Below are 19,994 nucleotides of genomic sequence, written 5' to 3'. Positions count from 1 at the left end.
CCCCGTCTGCACAGGCGGTGCCGGGCTTTCTGCGGCTCCCACGTTTACGAAGATGAACGGCTGCATCCGCGACGACCAGGACCGGAGCGGGGGACACGGGGCCAGCTTCACGGACGGGAGAACGGGGCCTCTGCCAGACCTCACTTCTGCCCGGCCGGGCGTCGGCGGCGGGCTCGGTTTTCGCGACAACGCCCGGTGCGCGGAAGAGGATCACGTCGCTCGGGCTCGCACTGACCGGAACGTCGATCGTGCAGACGACGCCAACCCCGGCGGGCGTCCATACGGACGCGCGCCGGGCGACAGGCGATGAGCAGCCTCGTCGTCGCATGTCCCCCTGGTCGCGCCCCCGACGGCACGCAGATCGCCCGTTCGCGCATGGGATCCGGCGCTGCATGAAAGCAAGCCGGCCCGCCCCCGACACCGCGCTTCACCCCCGCCCGCGGGCGCGGTAGCGTCGGCGCATGCTGTCCGCCCTCGCCCGTCGCGCCGTCTCGCTCGTCCTGTCGCTGGTCGTGGCGAGCGTGGTGATCTTTCTGGCGTTGCAGGCGGTTCCCGGCGACCCGGCGGCCTTCATGCTGGGCCTGAATGCGCGGCCCGACACCGTGGCCGCCCTGCGCGCCGAACTGGGGTTGGAGGGGTCGCTGGCGGAGCGGTATCTGGGCTGGGCCGGGGGCATGCTGCGCGGGGATTTCGGGACGTCCTACACCTACCGCGTGCCCGTGGCCGAACTGGTGGCCGACCGGGTGGGCGTGAGCGTGCCTCTGGCGCTGCTATCGCTGGCGCTCACCGTGGCCATCGCCCTGCCCGTGGGCCTGCTGGCGGCCACGCGGCGGGGCGGGCCGGCGGATTGGGGCGTGATGGGCGCGACGCAGCTCGGCATCGCGATCCCGAATTTCTGGTTCGCCATGCTGCTGGTGCTCGTCTTCGCCGTCGGGCTGCGCTGGTTCAGCGCCGGCGGCTTTCCCGGCTGGTCCGATCCGGGCGGCGCGCTCAAGGCGCTGACGCTGCCCGCAGTCGCGCTGGCCCTGCCGCAGGCGTCGATCCTGGCGCGGGTCCTGCGCTCGGCCGTTCTGGACACGCTGGATCAGGACTATATCCGCACCGCCCGCGCCAAGGGGCTGAGCCGCCGGGCCGTGGTCTGGCGCCACGCCCTGCGCAACGCGCTGATCCCGGTGCTGACGATCATGGGCCTGCAATTCAGCTTCCTTTTGGCCGGGGCGATCATCATCGAGAACGTCTTCTTTCTGCCGGGCTTGGGGCGGCTGATCTTCCAGGGGATCACGGCGCGCGACCTGATCGTCGTGCAATCGGTGACGATGCTGCTGGTGGCGGCTGTGATCCTGGTCACCTTCCTGGTCGAGGTCGCCTACACGCTGGCCGATCCGCGCCTGAGGCGACCCCGTGCGCGGTAGCCCGACCCGCGGGAGCCCGGCGCTGTGGATCGGGGCGGCGATCACGGCGGCCGTGGCGGCAATGGCCGCGCTGTCGCTGGTCTGGACGCCCCACGACATCACCCGGCTGGAGATCGGGGCCCGGCTGCAGCCGCCCTCGGCCGCCCATTGGCTGGGCACGGATCAGTTGGGGCGGGACATGGTTTCGCTGCTGATGGAGGGCGCGCGGACCTCGATCGCGGTGGCCCTTGTGGCCGTCGGCATCGGCATCGTGGCGGGCGTGCCGCTGGGCCTGCTGGCGGCGGCGCGGCGGGGAAGCTGGATCGACGAGGTGGTGATGCGGGGCAACGACTTGGTCTTCGCGTTCCCGTCGCTGGTCATCGCGATCCTGATCACCGCCGTCTTCGGGCCCAGCGCCGTCAACGCGATCCTCGCCATCGGCATCTTCAACATCCCCGTCTTCGCCCGCGTGGCCCGGGGCGGCGCGCTGCCGATCTGGACGCTGGATTACGTCATGGCGGCGCGGGTGGCGGGCAAGGGCGCGGCGCGGATCTCGGTGCAGCACGTGCTGCCCAACATCGCCAACCTGCTGATCGTGCAGGCGACGATCCAGTTCTCTCTGGGGATCCTCGCGGAGGCGGCTCTGTCCTATGTGGGGCTCGGCGCGCAGCCGCCCACCGCCTCCTGGGGCCGGATGCTGTCCGAGGCGCAGACGATGATCTACTCCGCCCCGTCGCTGGCACTGCTGCCGGGGCTGGCCATCGTGGTGACCGTGCTGGGCCTGAACCTGCTGGGCGACGGCTTGCGGGACCTGCTGGACCCGCGCCTGCGGAGGTTGCGGGCGTGAGCGCGGACGGCACGGGCGGGGGCGAGGGGCCAGCCCCTCGCGCTCCCCGGGATATTTCCGAAGCGAAGAAGACGGGCGCGGCTCTGCTGGAGGTCGAGGGGCTCTCGGTCTCCATCGGGGGGGCGCCGATCCTGCGGGACGTGTCCCTGAGCCTGCCGCCGGGCGAAGTGCTGGGGCTGGTGGGCGAGAGCGGGTCGGGCAAGTCGATGACGGCGCTGGCCTGCATGGGGCTGCTGCCGCGCGCGGCGCGGGCTTCGGGTCGCGTTGCGCTGGCGGGGCGCGATCTGCTGGATCTGCGCGAGCGGGACTGGCTGGGCGTGCGCGGCGAGGAGATCGGCATGATCTTCCAGGAGCCGATGACCGCGCTGAACCCGGTCCACACGATCGGGCGTCAGGTGGCGGAGACGCTGCGCCTGCGCGGAACCGGCCGGGCCGAGGCGGAGGCGGTCGCCCGCGACCGGCTGGACCGGGTGGGGCTGGGGTCGATCCCGCTGGACCGCTACCCCCACGAGCTGTCGGGCGGGCAGCGCCAGCGGGTCTGCATCGCCATGGCCATCGCCCGCCATCCGCGCCTGCTGATCGCGGACGAGCCCACGACGGCGCTGGACGTGACGACGCAGGCGCAGGTGCTGGACCTGCTGCGCGGCCTCGTCGAGGAGGAGCGGATCGGCATGGTGCTGATCACCCACGATCTGGGCGTCGTGGCGGGCCGCGCCGACCGGGTGGCCGTCATGAAGGACGGCGCCGTCGTCGAGGCGGGCGCGACGGAGCCGCTGTTCCGCGAGATGCGCCATCCCTATACGCGCGACCTGCTGGCGGCCTCTTCCCCGGCCCCGCGGGTGCGGCGCGAGGTGCCGGCGCGCCCGGTGCTGGAGGCCGAGGACCTGGTGCGGCGCTACGGCGATCTGGCGGCGGTCGATGGCGTGTCGCTGGTGCTGAACCATGGCGAGGCGCTGGGTCTGGTGGGCGAGAGCGGCTGCGGCAAGTCCACGCTCACGCGCGCGCTCCTGGGGCTGGAGCCGGTGCAGGGCGGCGCGATCCGTCTGCTGGGCCGGCCGGGGGGCACGGCGATGACCTTCGCGGACCGGGCGCGGATCAGCGTCGTCTTCCAGGACCCCTATGGCAGCTTCGACCCGCGCTGGAGCGTCGCCAAGCTGGTGGCCGAGCCGTTCCACCTGACGGGCCGCCCGCGCGACTGGCGCGACCGGGTGGGCGCCGCGCTGGAAGCCGTGGGCCTGAGTACAGGGGACATGGCCAAGTATCCCCATGAGTTCAGCGGCGGCCAGCGTCAGCGCATCGCCATCGCACGCGCCCTGATCACCGAGCCGGAAATCGTCGTCCTCGACGAGGCCGTCAGCGCGCTGGACGTGCGGGTGCGCGCGCAGGTGCTGGCGCTGCTGCGCGACCTTCAAGAACGGATGGGCCTGTCCTACCTGTTCATCAGCCACGATCTGACCGTGGTGCGCGCGGTCTGCGACCGGGTGCTGGTCATGCGCGCAGGCCGGATCGTCGAGGAGGGGGTCGAGGTCTTCGACGCCCCTGCCCATCCCTATACGCGCGACCTTCTGGCCGCGGCGCCGGTCATTCCGCCCGATTGGCGGCCAGCGCCGACAGAAGCCGCCGCCCCCTGAGCCAGGCCGTCAACGCCCCGCCCAGCGTCACCAGCCAGAGCGCGGCCGTCATGGCCCAGGCGGTGCCCCAGATGGCCGCCTCGGCCGCGCCGATCAGGGCGGCGACCGTCACGGCGGCCATGCGTTGCTGCTTGGCGAAGGGTCCACCGAAATCCTCTCCGCGTCCCAGCGCCACCGACATCGCGCGCAGATAGGCCGTCATCAGCGCCGCCCCGCCGGCCGCGAGGCCCAGCGCCAGCGAGCCGCAGGCCAGGCCGGCACCTGTGAGGATCAGCAGGTCGGCGGGGCGGTCCGGCACCTCGTTCCAGAACGGACCTTCGGGCCCGCCGCGTCCGCCCTCCACCGCGACCATCCCGTCGAAGAGGTTGCACAAGAGCCGGCCCTGCACGCAGGCCGCCCCCACCAGCAGAAACGGCCATACGCCCTGCCCCGCCGCCCAGAAGCACGCGAAGGCCGCCGCCGCGAAGACCAGCGACGCCTTTGAGATCGTGTCGGGCGCCACTCCGCGCGCGGTCAGGCGCCGCGCCGCCGCCTGCGCCCATCCGGTGCCGCGCACGGCGAGAGGTCGGCGTCCCTCGGTCACGGGGTCCACGCGTAGCGGGTCAGGTGGAAGAAGACCGGCGCCGCGAAGGCGACCCCGTCCAGACGGTCGAGAAAGCCGCCATGCCCCGCGATGCCGTGGCCCCAATCCTTCACCCCCCGGTCGCGCTTGATCGCGGACAGGACCAGACCTCCGAAGGCGCCCATGATCGCCGCGAGGAACGCCATCCCGAAGGCGGCGACGGGCCCGAACGGCGTCAGCCCGTGCAGAAGCGCGCCGATGACGCTGGCCGAGAGGACGCCGCCGATCAGCCCCTCCCACGTCTTGGACGGAGAGACCTGCGGCGCCAGCTTGGTGCGGCCCAGCGTCTTGCCCCAGACATATTGCAGCACGTCGCTGGACTGCACGACCAGCAGCAGGAAGGCGACCAGCAGGATCTGGCGGCCCTCGAAGCCGGGGATGTCCAGCGACAGGAGCGCGGGGACGTGGCTGATGCAGAAGACGGCGATCATCAGGCCCCATTGCACCTGGCTCACGCGGGCCAGGAAGCCTTCGGTCTGCCCGCGCAGGACCGACAGGACGGGGGCCAGAAGGAAGGCGTAGACGGGGATGTAGATCGAGTAGAAGCCGTACCATTCGATCCAGATCGCAGCGTACTGGATCGGCAGGGCCAGCGCGAACGACCCGAACAGCGCGTAGTGGTCCGCGCGCGTGCGGTCGACCAGGGTGAAGAACTCGCGCAGGACGGCGAAGCTGCAAAAGGCGAAGAGGATGATCAGGCCGGCCCGGCCCAGCAGGAAGGCCACCGCCAGGATGCCGATCATCGCCCACCAGGCGCGCAGGCGATCGCGCAGGTTGGCCAGCGTCTCGGCGTCGATGCGCGGGGCGATGTAGTCGGTCACAACGCTGGCCACGATCAGCACGAGGAACAACCCCCCGAAGAGAAGCGCGAGTTCAAGCGCCATGGGCGACCTCCTGCGGTGTGTCCTCGGCCGGCGCGTCGGGGGCGAGGGCCAGGACGGCCGCCTCGGCCCGTGCCAGGAACGCGGCCTTGTCCTCGTCCCGCTCCAGCACAAGGGCCGCGCCGAAGCGCAGGGTGCAGATCAGCGGCACGGGCACCAGTTCTCCGCGGGGGAGGACGCCATTCAGGTTGTCGATCCAGATCGGCACGAATTCGGTGCCGGGGCGGGCCTGCGACAGGTGATAGATGCCGGTCTTGAACGGCAGCAGCCGTTCGGGGCCGGGATTGCGGCGGCCCTCGGGGAACAGGATCAGCGAGTGCCCCGCCTCGAGGGCGCTGGCCATGTCGGCGATGGGATCGCCCGTGCGGGCCTCGGGGTCGCGTTCCACCGGGAGGATGCGGAAGACATCGCGGCCGATGAAGGCGCGGAAGCGGCTGGTCAGCCAGTAGTCGGCGGCGGCCACGGGCCGCAGGCTGCGCCGCATCTCGGGCGGCAGCGCGGCCCAGATCAGGATCGTATCGGCATTCGAGCCGTGATTGGCGATGAAGACGCGGGACGGGCCGGCATCCAGCGGCTCGTCAAGCATGACGCGGGGCGCGCAGACGAAGCGCGCGAAAGTCACGATGGCCCCTTCGAAAAAGCGGGCGGCGAGGCGTTTGACGGCGGCGCGCATGGTCCGCAGGTCGCCTCGTCCCGCCCGCCCGCGCAAGAGGGGGCGGTGCAGAAGTGTAGCGTGGTGTGGCGGGCCGGACCCGAATGCGGCGGCGGCGCGTCAGCCCGTGGGGTAGAAGAACTCCTCGCGCACGATTCTGCCGTCATAGACGTGGTAGACGGCGACCTCCTTCATCTCGTCGACCTCGCCGGTCTCGCGGTTCTTCGTCTTCGCCTCGAAGATGACGGCGAAGCGGTCGTCGCCATGGGGCATCGGATCCGAGGCGCTGTGGTCCAGAACCTCGAACATGGCGTTCCATCCGGCATGCTTGGCCTTGATCGCCTCGATGCCCTGCGCTTCGCGCCCCTGGCCGAAATCGGCGGCCTCCACGCTGACGGCATCGGGGGCGTAGAGCTTGTCCAGATTCTCGCCCTCCCGCTCCTCGCGGCATCCGGCGACCAGTTCGGCGGCGATCTCGTTCAGGGTCATGGCAAAGCCTTCTCTGCGGTGCGACGCCGGGAGTGTAGCGGGCGACCCCCGCGCGCGTCCACGGGTCGCCCGCCGGTTGCGCCACCGCTCAGGCGGGCAGGTCCAGCCGATCGGCCACCGCCCGCGCGATCATCTCGCTGACGCGGGCATTCGCCTCGGCGGTCACGCCCCCCACATGGGGCGTCAGGATCAGGTTGGGCACGTCCGCGAAGGGGTTCTCCGCGCCCAGCGGCTCGGTTGCGAAGCAATCGAGCGCCGCGCCCGCCAGCCGACCGTCCCGGAGCGCGTCGCAGAGCGCGCGCTCGTCAACGATCCCGCCGCGCGCCGCGTTGACCAGCACCGCGCCCGGCTTCATCGCGGCCAGCGCGCCCGCGCCGATCAGGCCCTTCGTCTCTTCGGTCAGCGGGACGTGCAGGGAGACGACATCGGCCCGCGCCAGAAGGGCGTCGCGCGTCACGGCCTCGGCCCCCTCGAAGTCGCCGGCAAAGGGATCGTGGGCGATCACCGACATGCCCAGCGCGCGGCCCAGCCGGGCGGCCTCGCGCGCGATGGCACCGTAGCCCAGCAGGCCCAGCACCTTGCCCGCGATCTCCCGTCCCTGTCCGGCGGGGCCGCGCGGCCAATCGCCCGCCTCCATCGCCGGACGCATGAAATAGGCGCCCCGCAGCAGCATCGCCGCGGTGGTGACCACGTATTCCGCGACCGACAGGGTGTTCGCGCCGGTGGCGGGGATCACCTCGATCCCCCGCGCGCGGCAGCCATCGGTGTCGATATTGTCGAGCCCCACGCCCAGACGCCCGACGACGCGGAAGCCCGTGTCCAGCAGATCGCCCCGCACCTGCGTCCGGTTGCGCACGATCAGCGCCGCCGCGCCCGTCGCCGACCGCGCCAGATCGTCCGGCCGGTCCGGCAGGTCGGGCTGGTAGTCGATATCGGTCCGGGCGCGCAGCCAGTCGACCCAGGCCTCGTCCATGAATTCGGTGATCAGGATCACGCCGCGCCCTCTTCTTCGCTTCGGAAGTATCCCGGGGAGCGCGAGGGGCTGGCCCCTCGCTCCTGCCCTTTCCGACGGCGCGGCGTCCGCCCGGTCACGCCCCGCGGCCCCGCAGGTCGATCGCCTGGCCCGAGCGGGCCGATTCCTCGGCGGCCTCGCCCACGAGCACGGACCAGTAGCCGTCGTCCAGCGTCACCTCCGGCACCCCGCCTCCCTCGCGCACCAGCTTCAGGAACCGCTCGTGCTGGTAGAAGGTGCTGCCGTGATGGTCTCCCGCGATCAGCAATTCGGGCGGGGTGTGGACGACTTCCCGCACCTCCTCCTTGAGCGCGCGGATCGAGGTGACGACCTCGGCCTCACGGGGCTTGCCGTCGGGGGCAAAGCGCGCCGGTCCCGGGATGAACGCCTCGATCCGCGCGTTTTCCCCGGTCACCGCGATCTGCTCCTGCCAGTGGGAGCCTTCGGCGAACATGCACAGGTCCAGCATCCCCCTCGCGCCGTTCGAGAAGTCTACGACCACGAAGGCGTTGTCCACGATGTCGGGACGGGCGCCGTAATAGCGCTCGTCCCGGTGGTTCACGTCGATGCCGGCGCTGGCATAGACCCGGACGGGATCGGCGCGCAGAATCAGGCGCATCAGATCCCAGAAATGGCAGCACTTCTCGACCAGCGTTCCGCCGGTGCGGGCATTGAAGCGGTTCCAGGCATCCACCTTGGGAAGGAACGGAAAGCGGTGCTCGCGGATCGAGACCATGCGCGGGGTCCCGGTGGCCCCCTGATCCAGCGCCGCCAGCATGTGCTGGACGGGCGGCATGTAGCGGTACTCCATCGCCACCCAGACCGGCGCGCGACGCCCCTTGGCCATGTTGAGCAGGTCGCGGCAATCCGCGGTGGTGGTGGCCAGCGGCTTTTCCACGAGGATCGGCTTGTCGGTGGCCAGAAGGCGCTGGACGAGGCCCGCATGCAGGTCGTTGGGCGCCGCCACCAGGTAGGCGTCCACCTCTTCGCGCGCGATCAGGTCCTCGGCGGTCAGGTAGCCGCGATTGGATTGCGCGGTCGCGAGGCTGAGGCGCCGCATCCCCTCGTCCGGGTCGGCCACGGCCGTCACCCGCGCGCCCTCCAGGAGGTTGATGTTGCGGATATGCTCCTGCCCCATCATGCCGCCGCCGATCAGGCCGTATCGGATCATGCGCCCAACTCCAGAACAGGAATGTCGAGATGCGCCGCGACGCCGCGCAGCGCTTCGGAATGGTCGCCATAGGCCAGCGCCATGTGGTGCTCCAACCCGCTGGCGATCAGCGCGTCGGCCATGTCGGGCCGGTCCCAGCGGATCGTGCCGGAGGTGCCGGTGAACGCCATGGGCGCGTCGACCGCCTCGCCGGTCGCGATCACGGCCTGATGGCGGCCATGGGCCTGGCTCAGGCGGAACAGCGTCACCCGGCCGGGCCTGAGCGTGAACTCGTAGAGCAGTGCCTGACGGCGATTGGTGTGCACGGTCGCGGCCATCCCGCCCGCCGCCATCGAGGCCGGGGCCTGGCCGCAATGCCAGACGATGCCGGTCTCGCCCTCCATGTCGACGATGTCGGCCAGAAAGACCGGCGCATCGGCCACGTCCTGCAGGATCGCCTGGGTGACGGCGCCGTAGACGTCGGCCTCGCAGGCGCAGGGCGTGCGGGCCTCGCCCAACATCGAGACCGCGCCGCAGACCGCGCCGCCATATTCGGTGAAGGTCTCGGGCCAGCAGCGGATCGCCATCGCGTCGAGCCGTTCCTCGGTGCGGATGCCGTCCAGCGCGGCGGCGAGGCGCAGCGAGCGGTCCAGCTCCCCGGCGTCCAGATCGTCCACACCCGCCAGCGCTGCCGCCTTCTCGCGGTAGGGCGCGACGGCCTGTGCCTCGACCCCCCTGGCCCGATCGAAGAGCGCGGAGAGATCCATCGTCACCACCTCGGCGCCGGTGAGCGCGCGCAGGCGGGGCGCATTGTAGCGGCAGGTGTCGAAGCCCTCGGGATGCTCTCCGATCCGTCCGATCCGAAGCGGGCGCGGTGCCACGGGCGGGGCGTCCGAGGGCGCGCCGAAGACGGGCGCGACCTCGGGCCCGGTCAGCAGGGCGTCGAGATCGGCCTCTCCGTAAGCCCAGGCGAACCGCCGGTCGTTGAGCCCCAGCGCGTGGGACAGCAGGTTGAGCCCGCAGAAGGCGTTCAGCCGCAGGCGCCCCCCGGCGCGAGGCTCGCGCGCGGCCCAGATCGCGACGCGGCCCGGATGCCCGGCGACCGCGCGGGTGGCGAAGGCGGCATCGGTAAAGGTCACCTGAAGGATCAGCAGCACATCCGCGTCCGCGACCTGCCCCAGCGCGTCCTCGTCCGGCCCCATCAGCAGGCTGCGCGGGCCCACGACCGAATGCGCCGCCCCCGCCCAAGCGTCGAGCGCCGCCAGCATCGCGGCCAGCTTCTCTTCGGCATAGGCCACGTCGAAGGTCGGCCGCGCCAGCGGCAGGATCCCGATCTTCATGGAAACTCCCTCAGCTCCGCCGCGTCGGGATAGACCTCCCATCCCCCCGACCGGCTGCATTTGATCGCTGCCGCACGATTGGCGAAGCGCGACGCATCCGCAAGGGTGTCGCCGCGTCCCAGCGCCAGGGCGAAGGCGCCGTGCCACAGGTCGCCCGCGCCCAAAGTATCCACCGCCCGGATCTCGGGGGCCGGGACATGCGGCCCGTCGGCCCAGATCGTGCCGCGCGGCCCGTCCGTATAGGCGACGCGGCCCGGCAGGCGCGCGGCGGCGCGGGCCAATCCCCGGTCGGGATCGGCCTCGCCGGTGAAATCGGCCAGGCCCTGCGTCGAGAAGACGACATGGCTGGCCAGCGCCGCGCCCGCCTCGGGGGTCCGCCGCTCTCCGTCGACGACGCCGGGGCGGCCCCGGTCGCGCGCGGCGCGCAGGACGGCCTCGGAGGCGCGGGGCCAGCGGAAATCGACGAGGGCCGCATCGAAATCCGGCAGGTCGGGCACCGTCTCGGGCAGGTCGGCGCCGGGGAAGTTGACGATCATCCGTTCCCCGGCGGCGTCGATCATGACCGAGGAGAGGGGCTGCCGCCCGCCCCGTTCGGCCAGCAGCGTCACGCCCGCATCGCCCAGCATCCCGGCCAGTTCCTCGCCCGCCGCATCCGCGCCAAGCCGCGTCAGCAGGGTGACGTCAGCGCCCAGCCTGGCGGCACCCACGGCGGCGTTGGCCGCGCATCCGCCGCCGATCCGCTCGAACCCGTGGGAGCGGAACTTGGCCCCGCCCTCGGGCAGCGCGTCCATCCGGTGGACATAGTCGATGACCGAGATGCCGGCGACGAGAAGGCGGGTCACGTCAATCCACCGGCAGCCCGCTGGGCACCGCATCGGGTCGTCCCAGACGCCCGTCCCGGCTGTCGCCCCCTGTCAGCGCATTCAGGAAGGCGACGAGATCCGCGACATCGGCATCGCTCAGCGCGACGGGCGTGATGTCCACGCGGGCGGCGACGCGCGCCATTTCCCGCACGTCGTTGCGGATCACGAAATCCGTCGCGGCGAGCCAGGGCGCATCGGGCAGCCTGGCCATCGCGGGCGACCACTTGGCCAGCGCGGCGGCCGGGTCGGCATGGTGGCGGACGATCCCGTCGAGCGTGGGGTAGGCGCCGTTATGGCCGTAGGGGGCGGTCAGCGCGACGTTGCGCAGGGAGGGCGTGCGGAAGCGGTAGGCGTCCTCCAGATCGTCGGTGGCGGCCATGCGGCCGGTGTCGCGCGGCAGGGGGTCGAAGCGGCGCGTCCGGCCCGGGCCGAAGGGCGGCAGCGCCAGCGCGTGGAACTCATGGTCGGTGAAGAGCGGGCCGGAATGGCATTCCGCACATCCCGCGCGCCCGAAGAACAGGTCATGGCCCCGCGCCTGCGCAGCGGTCAGCGTGGCTTGACCTGCGCGCCAGGCATCGTAGGGCGCATCCAGCGAGCGCCATTCGGAGCCCATGAAGTCGGCCAGCGCGATGCCGATATGGACGATCGTCACATCCTCGGGCGTGGCGACGTCGTCGAAGGCCGCCACGAACATCTCGCCGTAATCCGGGATCGTCCGCACCCGCTTGGCCAGGATCGGCCAGGCATAGTCCACGCGGTCGTGGATGGCGCCCGCCACCTCGTTCTCGCGCGGGTTTCCGGCCATCTCGAACTGCGCGACCATCGGGAAGAGCGCCTGCACGGCCAGCAGGTGCGGCAACCCCTCGGGCAGCCATTCCTCGGCCGGGGTGTCGAAGCCCACCTCGTAATGCGGGCTGCGTGCGACGCGGCCGTCATGGAAGAAGCGGGTGAACTCGACAGCCCCCACGTTCCAGAGCGCGGGGGCGTGGCGGGGCACGCGCTTGCGGATCGCGTCGTCGCCCTGCCCGGCGGTGCGCTCGGTCCCGACGCCCTGCCCGCCCTCGCCGATGCCGAGGCTCAGCCCGTCGGCCGAGAACGTCTCGTGATGGTGGCACGTCCCGCAGGAGATGTTGCGGTTCCCCGACAGGATCGGATCGTAGAACAGCAATTGCCCGATCCGCGCCCTGGCTTCGTCGAAGGGATGGAAGGTCACCTCTTCCGCCCCGGCGGGCGCGGCGGCTAGGATCAGCGCGAGGAGAAGACGATGAAGCGTCATGCCGCGATCTTGGCCACCCTGCTGGCGCTGTCCAGCCCCGCCGCGGCGGATATCGAGGAAGCGCGCGACCTCATGGAAGCGGGCCGCTTCGCGGAGGCGCGCGAGATGCTGTGGCCCGCCGCCCGGTCCGGCAACGCCGATGCGGAGGAACTGATCGGCGTGATGTACGCGCTGGGCCTCGGCGTCGAGAAGGACGAGGTGCGCGCCTTCGAATGGTATCTGCGCAGCGCGATGAAGGGCCATCCGGGGGCGCAATCGGGGGTCGGCTGGTATTACGAGGTCGGGATCGGCATGCCCGCCCCCGACCTGACCCGCGCCTACATGTGGTACGTGCTGTCCGCCATCGGCGGCGACCCGGACGCGGCGATCAGCCAGGCAGAGGTCGTCAAGAAGATGACGCCCGAACAGATCGCCCACGCGCTGGAGCTGGCTGCGGATTACAAGGTCTGGATGTACCCGTTCCGCTGAGGCGCGGCGCTAGTCGCAGGCGGCGACGCCGTCGTTGTAGAAGTCGTTCTTGTTCAGGTCGATGCCGATGCCCCGGCTCACGGCGGCGGCCACGAGTTGCGGATCTTCGGTCGCTGCGGCTTCGCGGATGTCGGCCATCTCTTCGGCCGAGAAGATGCCGGTCATCGACTCGATCTCGCAGCTGCATTGGTCTTCGGATTTGCCTTGCGCCTCGCAGAAGGTGGCGATCGGGTCGGCTGCCGGGGCCTCGGCCTCGGTCGTCGCATCCTGCGCCATCGCGGCGGGCGCGAGGAGAAGGGCCAGCAGGGAAAAGAGGGGCGCGCGCATGTGTCTGCTCCGTTTTGCATCGCGATTTGCGCGACGGGTAGCGCAGAACCGTGGAGGGATGATGCCATCCCGCCGTACGATTGTCCCCATTTCCGAACCAATCGGCTTTGGAATGCGGCATTGGCGCACTGATCCGCCGGGAGGCGGGGCCCGTGTCGCCCTGGGCGGGGGTGATGCGTCGCGAGCAGCCCGGCACGCGGGCCCGGCGGCGCGGATGGCCCTAACGGAAGATCCCGGTCCGGATCTCGTCGCCCGCCGGGCGGCGGACGGACACACCATGGACCGCGATGGCGCTGGGAAGGGCGATCAGCGAATTCTCCAACAGGCCGATCCCGCGGAGATACATGCCGCCCGTCTCACGTCCCGACAGGCGCATCGCCTGGCGGCAGCCGAGACCATCCACCAGCGCGGGGCCGAGTTCATGCAAGGTGGCGGCGCCGGAGATGCCCATGACCAGCGCCCCCTGGGCATCCTCGCACAGGAAAGTGTGGATCACGATCTGATCGGCCAGCCGCGCCTCGCCGTCGACCAGATCGGAGGCGGGGTACCGGCTGGCGCCGTCGACCACGACCATCGGCCCGGCCTGCAGGCAATCCGTCCGCCCTTCGACGATCTCGGGCGAGAAGCTGCGGACGAGGTGATCGCTCCCGTCGGTGCAGAACACGGCCGTCGTCAGCCAGGAACGGTGGATCCGCGAGATATCCCGCCCGCCGACCCGGACGAGCCCCAGCGCCGTCGGAGGCACGAAAGCCGAGAGATAGCCGCCCGAGATCAGGATGTCGGGCTGGTACTCGGTCGCGATCTCCAGCAGCACGAGACCGGCATCGTCCTTGCGGCCCGCCGCATCCGGGGCCACGATCTCGACCCGCGCGGCGTTCGGAAGGGTCACGACCTGCAGGGCGACCGGCCCGCTCTGCACGGTGCGGAGCGCGACGGAGGGCGGTGACGCGGGCCTTGGCGCGGCCGCCGGGGCCGAGACGATCGCGGTGACGTGGTTCGGATCCGCTGCGGGTGCCGGATCGGCGGCGGGTGGAGCGCCGTCCTCGTCGTCCGAAGCTGGTCCCAGACCCCTCAGCAAGCCGCCTAACGCGTTCGGGGAGCCGACGGTCTCTCCGATCGCCCGGTCGTGTGTCGGCCCCCCGATGCCCACACCGCTCTGATGCCTCGAGAGGTTCTGCAACAGGACGCCGCCGCCCGGTTGGGCCTGCGGCAGCGGCTTCGACGGAACCGTCACCTGCGGCACCGGACGCGGGAACGAGAAGGTCTCCTGCGCGGCGGCCGGCGCGGCGCCGAGTGCTCCTGCCAGCAGGATCGCGGCCCTAATCATGGTTCTTCTTCAGGGGCGGCGTGAGCAGGGCGACGAATTCGACCCGCGCCTCGGAGCGCAGGGCGGGCCGCGCGCTGCGGGCATCCGACGCGGCGACCAGCACCTCGTCGGGATGGCTCAGCCGGAGGGTCAGCGGCAGGAGGTTGCGCATCCGCCCCTGTTCCTCCTCCAGCGATGGGGCCCCCAGCGGGTTGGCCCCCACACCGATCATGCCCTCGGACGGCTGCCGCAATTCGGAGACGTCGAAGACGCCGTTGCGGTCGATGATCGCCTCGCCGCCGCCGGCGCCGCCGAAGCTGCCGGCCCCCACGCGGATCACTTCGCCCTCTTCGAGGTCGCGGACCCGCAGGCTCATATCGACCTGATGGTCGGCGGGGACGTAGAACCGCAACGTCCGCGTCGGCTCCTGAGATGAAAAGCGCAATTCGCCCGCCATCGCCGTGCCCACCCGCGCATCCAGCGCGGCGTCGATCCGCTCGGCCATCGCGACCGAATAGATCCCGTCCTCGGCTAGCGCGGCGTCCATGCGCCGTTCGATGGCGGCGTCCGTGCGTTCGGCGAAGGCGACCGAAATCAGGCCGCCCTGCTCTACCGCTGCTTCGATCCTTGCATCCATGGCGGGGCGCAGGATCGCGTCGTCGCCGCTCTCGGCCAGATCCGCGATCAGCTTGGCGGTCACGACTTCCTCGACCATCCCGCGAAGGCCCGCCTGGACGTGCCCCCCGATCCAGCCCACGAACCGCTCGCCGTAGCCGATCGAGCCGCCGACGAGCAACGCGATCACGGCGGCCCAGAGCTTGGTGCGGAAATCCCCGAAGAACCGGCGGATCCCGGTGGGCTTCGGCTTTTCTTCGGCAGTCTCGGTCGCGTCGGTCATCGCATCCCCCTCGCCAGGCTTCCCCGTGCCAACCCGATTCCTTACCTTACGTTAACCTATGCCTACCGATATCCGAAATGGCTGGGCAGTAAGGGGAACCTGACTGTCTCTACCTGGTCCGGCGCGCGAAAACTGTGACCTATCGCACCGAGCCGGAGGGGCCCCCGCATGAGCCTGACCCTGGAGACGATGCTGCGCGCCCTGCCCCCGGATATGCCGCCCTGGGAGGCCGGGACCGAAGGCGAAAGGGACAAGGTCGCCTCCCTGCGCGACCGGGACGGGGGCGCCGGGCCGCTGAGCCGCGGCTATGCGTGGCAGAAATGGCTGACCCGGTATCTGCGGGAGAACGGGCCGAACGTCGCATCGGGGTTCGGGGTGGATACGGGCGTTCCCTCGGATCGGATGGACAGGAAAGGCTATGTCGCCCCGCAGGCAGAGTTCGCGGTAGGCTATGTCGAGACGGACGTGGCTGCCTCTCGGGACACGAGGGTCCGGGATGCGGCCAAGGGGACGGGTTATGTCTTCGGCGCGGCGCTCTACGACCATCGCGGGGGCGATGTGACGGACCCGGTCGTCGCCGAGTTCATCCCGGTCGGGTCGCCCGGCGCCGGGATCCAGCTTCCCGTCGTTCGCCTCGTCGCGGCAGAGGTGCTGCACGCCCCCGACCCGTCGAACGCGACGGCGGCGTGCTGGGCGAGCGACGCGCGGACCCACATGATGCCCAACCGCGTTCTGACGGCGAAGCATGCCGTCAACGGGCTGGCGCCGGGCGACAACGTCGCCATGGCGGATGGCAGCATGGGACAGCTCGTCACGTTCTGCCCGGCGGGGGTCGATGCCGCCATGATCGAATGCGGCGCCCGCAGGCCCGCGCCCGTGCCGCTGGACATCGACCCGGATCCCGCTGTCGGAGAGGAGGTGTCCTTTCACGGCGCGGTCAGCGGGACCGTCTCTGGCCGCATCACGCGAACATGGATCTTTCCCGACAATTCCAGTGCCTACGACGCCCACCGCATCCATCTCGACGAGACCGGCAAGGCCGGCGACAGCGGAGCGCTGCTGCGGCTGAAATCGGATCGCCGGGCCGTGGGCCTCTATACCGGGATCAAGCATGGCCGGTCGACGCAGACCGGCATGGCGCAGGCGATCTGGCAGGTGACCGACCTGCTGGGCCTTGACCTTCACGAGTGAGGAGTGACGCGATGGCAGGGGACGATTTCATAATCATCGGGGCGACGCCCCTCGGAGACGAGCGCGGCGGAGGGGTCGCGTCGACCCCCGGCACGGACGAGTTCCAGAGCAACCCGCTCGACCGGGTGCGCCGCTGGTTCGGCCCGTCCGCCGCGGAGGTCCCGACCGAGCGGCTGATCGAGAGCCTCGAAAAGACCCAGGGCGCCATAGACCGGATGGTCGCGAAGCTGGACGCGGAGTCGGATGCGGCGTTCCGGCTGGAGGCGTTCGAGGTGAGCCTCGGTCTGTCGGGCAAGGGGGATATCGGCATCGTCACCGCGACCGCGCAGGCGGGCGTCAAGCTGACCTTCAAGCGGGCGGCGGCGTCGACGGGATGATCCGCGCCGGTCGGGCGCGGGTCCGGTCGGTCCGCAAACGAAAAGGGCGGCCCGCAGGCCGCCCCCGATCACCGGGTTCCGGTGGTGTTACTCCATCTCGGCCGAGCGGCGCGCATTCACGCTCTCCTCGGCCTGGGCGATGGCGTCGCGGAAGTTCTGGAGCATCTCCTCGCCGCCATCCACATTGGCCGCGAACCAGTCGTAGACCGGCGCCGCCGCGTCCTGAAACGCCTGCTTCTGCTCGGGCGTGGGCACGTAGAGGTCGCCGCCGCCGGACACGAACTCTTCATAAGCCTCGATCGACTTGCGCTTGGGGCTGGCGAAGGTCGCCTGCTGGAGCGCGCTGAACCCGTCGACCACGACGCGCTTGAGGTCGTCGTCCATGCCCATGAACCGCTCGTTGTTCATGATCCAGAGCGCGCCCATGTAGGCGTGTCCGTCCAGGGTCATGTATTGCAGGCCGGCATCCGGGAACTTCATGCCCATGATGTCGGTGATGCCGTTCTTCGACCCCTCGACCACGCCGGTCTGCAGCGAGGTGAACAGTTCGGGCCACGCGATCGGCGTCGGTGACGCGCCCAGCGCGCGGACCAGTTCCTGCGGCAGGTCGGCGACCACGGTGCGGATCTTCAGGCCGGCCAGATCGCCCGGCTCCGCGAGCCGCCGTTCGGTGTTCGCGAAGTTGCGCCAGCCGCCCGTGTTGCCGATGGTCATGAGGCGAACCGTATCACCGGAATCCGAGAGGATCCGCCGGCGCAGATCATCAGTCAGACCGGTCGATGTCAGCACCTCTTCCGCGATGCGGTCGTCGGACATGAGGTAGGGCAGATCGAAGATCTGGACGTACGGAAAGGCGTTGGCCAGGCCGGACGACGTCGAGATGTAGATGTCGATGGTCCCGTCGGCGACGCCCTGGATGCATTCGTCGGGCGCCGAGCAAAGCTGCGTGCCGATGAACATCTCGACTTCGATGGCACCGTTCGACGCGTTCTCGACGTAGTTCTTGAAGACGACCAGGCCGTCGTAATCCTCGTCGTTCTCGTTGGAATTGGCCGTGGCGCGCAGGGTAATCGTGTCCTGCGCCACGGCCGGCACGGCCATCAGCGCGGCCAGCATCGTCGCTTTGAGAAGGTGTTTCATCGTTGGTCTCTCTCCCTGTGTGACCGGTGTTTCAGAGGAAGCCGAAGAAGGTCGGCACCGCCAGCGAGATGGCGGGCACATATGTGATCAGCCCGATCACGAAGACCTCCACGGCGAGGAATGGCAGGATCGCCTTGGCGATGGTCTCGACCCGTTCGCCGCTGACCGACGAGGCGACGAACAGCACCAGCCCCATGGGCGGCGTGGCCAGCCCCACCGTCAGGTTGACGGACATGATGATCGCGAAATGCACCGGATCCACCCCGAGATCGGTGAAGATCGGACCCAGGATCGGGCCGAGGATGATGATCGCCGGGCCCGCATCGAGGAACATCCCGATGATGAACAGCAGCAGGTTGATCAGCAGCAGCAGGATCAGCGGGTTCTCGGACAGCGACAGGATGAAGGCCGCCAGCGCCTCGGGCGCATGGGACAGTGCGACCACCGTCTTGAACGACATCGCCGCGCCCACCAGCAGCAGCACCACCGACGAGGCGATGGCGGCGCGCAGCAGGACGTCCGGCAGGTCCTTGACGGTCATCTCGCGCAGGATGAAGAGGCTGACGATGGCGGCATAGGCCACGGCGATGGCGCTGGCCTCGGTGGGCGTGAAGGCGCCGCCCAGGATGCCGCCCAGGATGATGACCGGCGTCATCAGCGGAAAGAACGCCTTGAGCGAGGCCCGCCCCTTGCCCGCCCAGCCGATCCGCGGCTTGAGGGGCGGAAACTCCTCGGAGCGGCGCGCGATCAGGTTGGTGACGACCATCAGGCCCAGCCCCACCAGAACGCCCGGCACGATCCCGGCAAGGAACAGGGCCGCGACCGATTCCTCCATCACGTAGGCATAGATGATCATGATCCCCGATGGCGGGATGATCGGCCCGATCACCGAACTTGCGGCGGTGACGGCGGCGGCGAACTTGCGGGTATAGCCCTCGCGCTCCATCGCAGGGATCAGCATCGAGCCCAGTGCCGAGGTGTCGGCGACGGCGCTGCCCGAGAGGCCGGCGAAGAGCATGGATGACAGGATGTTCACCTGCGCCAACCCGGCGCGGAAATGGCCCACGCAGGCCTGCGCGAACTCGACCAGGCGCAGGGTGATGCCGCCCCGGTTCATCATCTCGCCCGCGAGCATGAAGAACGGGATCGCCATCAGCGGAAAGCTGTCCATCCCGTTGTACATGTTGCGGTAGAGCAGGACGAGGTCCCGCTCCTGCCCGCCCAGCCAGAGCATCAGGCCGGGCGAGGCCAGCAGCGCGAAGAAGACCGGCAGTCCGACCATCAGGAGCACGAGAAAGAGCGGCAGGAACCAGACCAGCATCTATTCCGCCCCCGCCGCAATATCGACGGCCATGGGGATCTCGGGCAGGTCGTCGCCCCGTCCGCCGAGGATCGCGATCTGCCGCAGGATCAGCTCGGCCGCGACCGCCGAGAGCAGGACCATGCCCACCAGGATCGAGCCCATCATCCACGACCGCGGCATCTTCTCCCAGCCTTCGGCCGTGGGGTAATAGAGCGACGAGGTCGCGAAGCGGCCCGAGAAGCCCGTGACCTCGGCCCAGCCGATGCGTGCGGCGGTGACGAGGACCAAGAGGGACAACCCGAGCAGGACCAGCGTCAGCAGCCCGCCGATCAACCGCGGCAAGGCAAGCTGGACCATGTCGATGGCGACGAAACCGCCCCGGCGGAACGCCGTCGGCGCCACCAGCCCCGTCATCCAGAGCATCAGGAAGCGCGCCGCCTCTTCGGGCCAAGGCAGCGGGTCGTTGAGCACGTAACGCCAGAAGACCTGGACGAGGATGGCGATCACCATCGCACCGATGGCGGCGATCCCCAGCCAGCGCCCGACGGCCAGAAGCGCGGCATTCACCGCGCCCAGCGCCCGTGCGATGGCCACCACCCCTCCCATGCGCCCTCCCCGCGCTGTGTCCGAGGGGAGTGAACGCGCTGGGACGTGGCGCGTCAACCGGAGGATGCGCGGGCGGGCGCGAACGTGGGGGAAGCCGCCGCCAATCCGGAATCGGCCTCCCGCCACGTCCCGGGCCCGGGACCCAGGCGCTGCGGCGGCGTCGCGCGCCGTGGGACAGGCGTCCGTCTGCGCGGGCCGTCCTTGATGCGGGGGCGGGAGGCCTC

21 protein-coding genes are annotated in these 19,994 nt (G+C 70.4%); 6 read left to right on the top strand and 15 right to left on the bottom strand.

The features are described from left to right. Window positions 1-461 precede the first annotated feature (461 nt). From jaqu_RS07990 to jaqu_RS07980, 3 genes are all read left to right on the top strand, one after another. Window positions 462-1,412: an ABC transporter permease gene (locus tag jaqu_RS07990; protein WP_043918442.1), complete on the top strand. Its 951-nt coding sequence runs from the start codon at window positions 462-464 to the stop codon at window positions 1,410-1,412. Between the two features lie 61 nt (window positions 1,413-1,473). Further along, on the top strand, window positions 1,474-2,238 hold the full coding sequence (locus jaqu_RS07985; protein WP_043918466.1) for an ABC transporter permease: 765 nt from the start codon (window positions 1,474-1,476) through the stop codon (window positions 2,236-2,238). Window positions 2,239-2,321: 83 nt separating this feature from the next. Continuing rightward, window positions 2,322-3,869 (top strand): ABC transporter ATP-binding protein, encoded by a 1,548-nt coding sequence (locus tag jaqu_RS07980; RefSeq protein ID WP_043918465.1) that lies wholly within the window; start codon window positions 2,322-2,324, stop codon window positions 3,867-3,869. Here the strand turns inward: jaqu_RS07980 and jaqu_RS07975 are convergent. The 9 genes from jaqu_RS07975 to jaqu_RS07935 form a co-directional block, all read right to left on the bottom strand. Further along, window positions 3,820-4,461 (bottom strand): hypothetical protein, encoded by a 642-nt coding sequence (locus tag jaqu_RS07975; protein WP_052500848.1) that lies wholly within the window; start codon window positions 4,459-4,461, stop codon window positions 3,820-3,822. The two genes, jaqu_RS07980 and jaqu_RS07975, sit on opposite strands and share 50 nt — an antisense overlap. Next, on the bottom strand, window positions 4,449-5,375 hold the full coding sequence (locus tag jaqu_RS07970) for a phosphatidate cytidylyltransferase (protein ID WP_043918441.1): 927 nt from the start codon (window positions 5,373-5,375) through the stop codon (window positions 4,449-4,451). The genes jaqu_RS07975 and jaqu_RS07970 overlap by 13 nt, the downstream gene beginning before the upstream one ends. Next, a complete protein-coding gene (locus tag jaqu_RS07965; RefSeq protein WP_043918440.1) occupies window positions 5,365-6,045 on the bottom strand; it encodes a lysophospholipid acyltransferase family protein in 681 nt (226 codons plus the stop codon). Before jaqu_RS07965 ends, jaqu_RS07970 begins: the two co-directional genes overlap by 11 nt. Before the next feature lie 99 nt (window positions 6,046-6,144). Next, window positions 6,145-6,513: a nuclear transport factor 2 family protein gene (locus jaqu_RS07960; RefSeq protein WP_043918439.1), complete on the bottom strand. Its 369-nt coding sequence runs from the start codon at window positions 6,511-6,513 to the stop codon at window positions 6,145-6,147. Window positions 6,514-6,601: 88 nt separating this feature from the next. Further along, entirely contained in the window at window positions 6,602-7,507 is a 906-nt protein-coding gene (locus jaqu_RS07955) for a hydroxyacid dehydrogenase (RefSeq protein WP_236687816.1), read from the bottom strand. Between the two features lie 94 nt (window positions 7,508-7,601). Then, window positions 7,602-8,696: a Gfo/Idh/MocA family protein gene (locus jaqu_RS07950; RefSeq protein ID WP_043918438.1), complete on the bottom strand. Its 1,095-nt coding sequence runs from the start codon at window positions 8,694-8,696 to the stop codon at window positions 7,602-7,604. Further along, a complete protein-coding gene (locus jaqu_RS07945) occupies window positions 8,693-10,015 on the bottom strand; it encodes a hypothetical protein (protein WP_043918437.1) in 1,323 nt (440 codons plus the stop codon). The genes jaqu_RS07950 and jaqu_RS07945 overlap by 4 nt, the downstream gene beginning before the upstream one ends. Continuing rightward, on the bottom strand, window positions 10,012-10,857 hold the full coding sequence (locus tag jaqu_RS07940; protein WP_043918436.1) for a PfkB family carbohydrate kinase: 846 nt from the start codon (window positions 10,855-10,857) through the stop codon (window positions 10,012-10,014). The genes jaqu_RS07945 and jaqu_RS07940 overlap by 4 nt, the downstream gene beginning before the upstream one ends. A gap of 1 nt (window position 10,858) precedes the next feature. Next, window positions 10,859-12,154 carry a cytochrome-c peroxidase gene (locus jaqu_RS07935; protein WP_052500847.1) on the bottom strand — a complete coding sequence of 432 codons (1,296 nt, stop codon included), beginning with the start codon at window positions 12,152-12,154 and terminating at the stop codon, window positions 10,859-10,861. Here jaqu_RS07935 and jaqu_RS07930 point away from each other — a divergent pair. Continuing rightward, window positions 12,143-12,622, top strand: coding sequence for a tetratricopeptide repeat protein (locus jaqu_RS07930; protein ID WP_043918435.1), 480 nt, complete (start codon window positions 12,143-12,145; stop codon window positions 12,620-12,622). The two genes, jaqu_RS07935 and jaqu_RS07930, sit on opposite strands and share 12 nt — an antisense overlap. 9 nt (window positions 12,623-12,631) lie before the next feature. Here the strand turns inward: jaqu_RS07930 and jaqu_RS07925 are convergent, their stop codons facing one another. From jaqu_RS07925 to jaqu_RS07915, 3 genes are all read right to left on the bottom strand, one after another. After that, a complete protein-coding gene (locus tag jaqu_RS07925) occupies window positions 12,632-12,949 on the bottom strand; it encodes a hypothetical protein (RefSeq protein WP_043918434.1) in 318 nt (105 codons plus the stop codon). 220 nt (window positions 12,950-13,169) lie between these two features. Further along, entirely contained in the window at window positions 13,170-14,276 is a 1,107-nt protein-coding gene (locus jaqu_RS07920) for a phosphodiester glycosidase family protein (RefSeq protein WP_043918433.1), read from the bottom strand. Then, complete coding sequence (locus jaqu_RS07915; protein WP_043918432.1) at window positions 14,269-15,153, bottom strand: hypothetical protein; 885 nt, start codon at window positions 15,151-15,153, stop codon at window positions 14,269-14,271. The genes jaqu_RS07920 and jaqu_RS07915 overlap by 8 nt, the downstream gene beginning before the upstream one ends. A 168-nt stretch (window positions 15,154-15,321) precedes the next feature. Here jaqu_RS07915 and jaqu_RS07910 point away from each other — a divergent pair, with 168 nt between their 5' ends. Beyond that, window positions 15,322-16,344 (top strand): hypothetical protein, encoded by a 1,023-nt coding sequence (locus jaqu_RS07910; protein ID WP_043918431.1) that lies wholly within the window; start codon window positions 15,322-15,324, stop codon window positions 16,342-16,344. A gap of 11 nt (window positions 16,345-16,355) precedes the next feature. Further along, window positions 16,356-16,721, top strand: coding sequence for a Pepco domain-containing protein (locus jaqu_RS07905; RefSeq protein ID WP_043918430.1), 366 nt, complete (start codon window positions 16,356-16,358; stop codon window positions 16,719-16,721). A gap of 87 nt (window positions 16,722-16,808) precedes the next feature. Here the strand turns inward: jaqu_RS07905 and jaqu_RS07900 are convergent, their stop codons facing one another. Genes jaqu_RS07900 through jaqu_RS07890 form a run of 3 tightly spaced genes read right to left on the bottom strand, consistent with a single transcriptional unit; the run spans window position 16,809 to window position 19,770 of the window. Beyond that, window positions 16,809-17,861 carry a TRAP transporter substrate-binding protein gene (locus jaqu_RS07900; protein ID WP_043918429.1) on the bottom strand — a complete coding sequence of 351 codons (1,053 nt, stop codon included), beginning with the start codon at window positions 17,859-17,861 and terminating at the stop codon, window positions 16,809-16,811. A gap of 31 nt (window positions 17,862-17,892) precedes the next feature. Continuing rightward, window positions 17,893-19,182 carry a TRAP transporter large permease gene (locus jaqu_RS07895; RefSeq protein ID WP_043918428.1) on the bottom strand — a complete coding sequence of 430 codons (1,290 nt, stop codon included), beginning with the start codon at window positions 19,180-19,182 and terminating at the stop codon, window positions 17,893-17,895. Then, window positions 19,183-19,770: a TRAP transporter small permease gene (locus jaqu_RS07890; protein ID WP_043918427.1), complete on the bottom strand. Its 588-nt coding sequence runs from the start codon at window positions 19,768-19,770 to the stop codon at window positions 19,183-19,185. It abuts the gene before it with no gap. Window positions 19,771-19,994 lie beyond the last annotated feature (224 nt).

The sequence above is a fragment of the Jannaschia aquimarina genome (assembly GCF_000877395.1).
GTDB lineage: Bacteria > Pseudomonadota > Alphaproteobacteria > Rhodobacterales > Rhodobacteraceae > Jannaschia > Jannaschia aquimarina.
This window is presented reverse-complemented; position numbering and strand designations above follow the sequence as displayed.

Coding starts and splice junctions, on each gene's coding strand:
- jaqu_RS07990 (WP_043918442.1), top strand. CDS start 462: ATGCTGTCCGCCCTCGCCCGTCGCGCCGTCTCGCTCGTCCTGTCGCTG.
- jaqu_RS07985 (WP_043918466.1), top strand. CDS start 1,474: ATGGCCGCGCTGTCGCTGGTCTGGACGCCCCACGACATCACCCGGCTG.
- jaqu_RS07970 (WP_043918441.1), bottom strand. CDS start 5,375: ATGGCGCTTGAACTCGCGCTTCTCTTCGGGGGGTTGTTCCTCGTGCTG.
- jaqu_RS07965 (WP_043918440.1), bottom strand. CDS start 6,045: ATGCGCGCCGCCGTCAAACGCCTCGCCGCCCGCTTTTTCGAAGGGGCC.
- jaqu_RS07960 (WP_043918439.1), bottom strand. CDS start 6,513: ATGACCCTGAACGAGATCGCCGCCGAACTGGTCGCCGGATGCCGCGAG.
- jaqu_RS07950 (WP_043918438.1), bottom strand. CDS start 8,696: ATGATCCGATACGGCCTGATCGGCGGCGGCATGATGGGGCAGGAGCAT.
- jaqu_RS07945 (WP_043918437.1), bottom strand. CDS start 10,015: ATGAAGATCGGGATCCTGCCGCTGGCGCGGCCGACCTTCGACGTGGCC.
- jaqu_RS07930 (WP_043918435.1), top strand. CDS start 12,143: ATGAAGCGTCATGCCGCGATCTTGGCCACCCTGCTGGCGCTGTCCAGC.
- jaqu_RS07935 (WP_052500847.1), bottom strand. CDS start 12,154: ATGACGCTTCATCGTCTTCTCCTCGCGCTGATCCTAGCCGCCGCGCCC.
- jaqu_RS07925 (WP_043918434.1), bottom strand. CDS start 12,949: ATGCGCGCGCCCCTCTTTTCCCTGCTGGCCCTTCTCCTCGCGCCCGCC.
- jaqu_RS07920 (WP_043918433.1), bottom strand. CDS start 14,276: ATGATTAGGGCCGCGATCCTGCTGGCAGGAGCACTCGGCGCCGCGCCG.
- jaqu_RS07915 (WP_043918432.1), bottom strand. CDS start 15,153: ATGACCGACGCGACCGAGACTGCCGAAGAAAAGCCGAAGCCCACCGGG.
- jaqu_RS07910 (WP_043918431.1), top strand. CDS start 15,322: ATGAGCCTGACCCTGGAGACGATGCTGCGCGCCCTGCCCCCGGATATG.
- jaqu_RS07905 (WP_043918430.1), top strand. CDS start 16,356: ATGGCAGGGGACGATTTCATAATCATCGGGGCGACGCCCCTCGGAGAC.
- jaqu_RS07900 (WP_043918429.1), bottom strand. CDS start 17,861: ATGAAACACCTTCTCAAAGCGACGATGCTGGCCGCGCTGATGGCCGTG.
- jaqu_RS07895 (WP_043918428.1), bottom strand. CDS start 19,182: ATGCTGGTCTGGTTCCTGCCGCTCTTTCTCGTGCTCCTGATGGTCGGA.
- jaqu_RS07890 (WP_043918427.1), bottom strand. CDS start 19,770: ATGGGAGGGGTGGTGGCCATCGCACGGGCGCTGGGCGCGGTGAATGCC.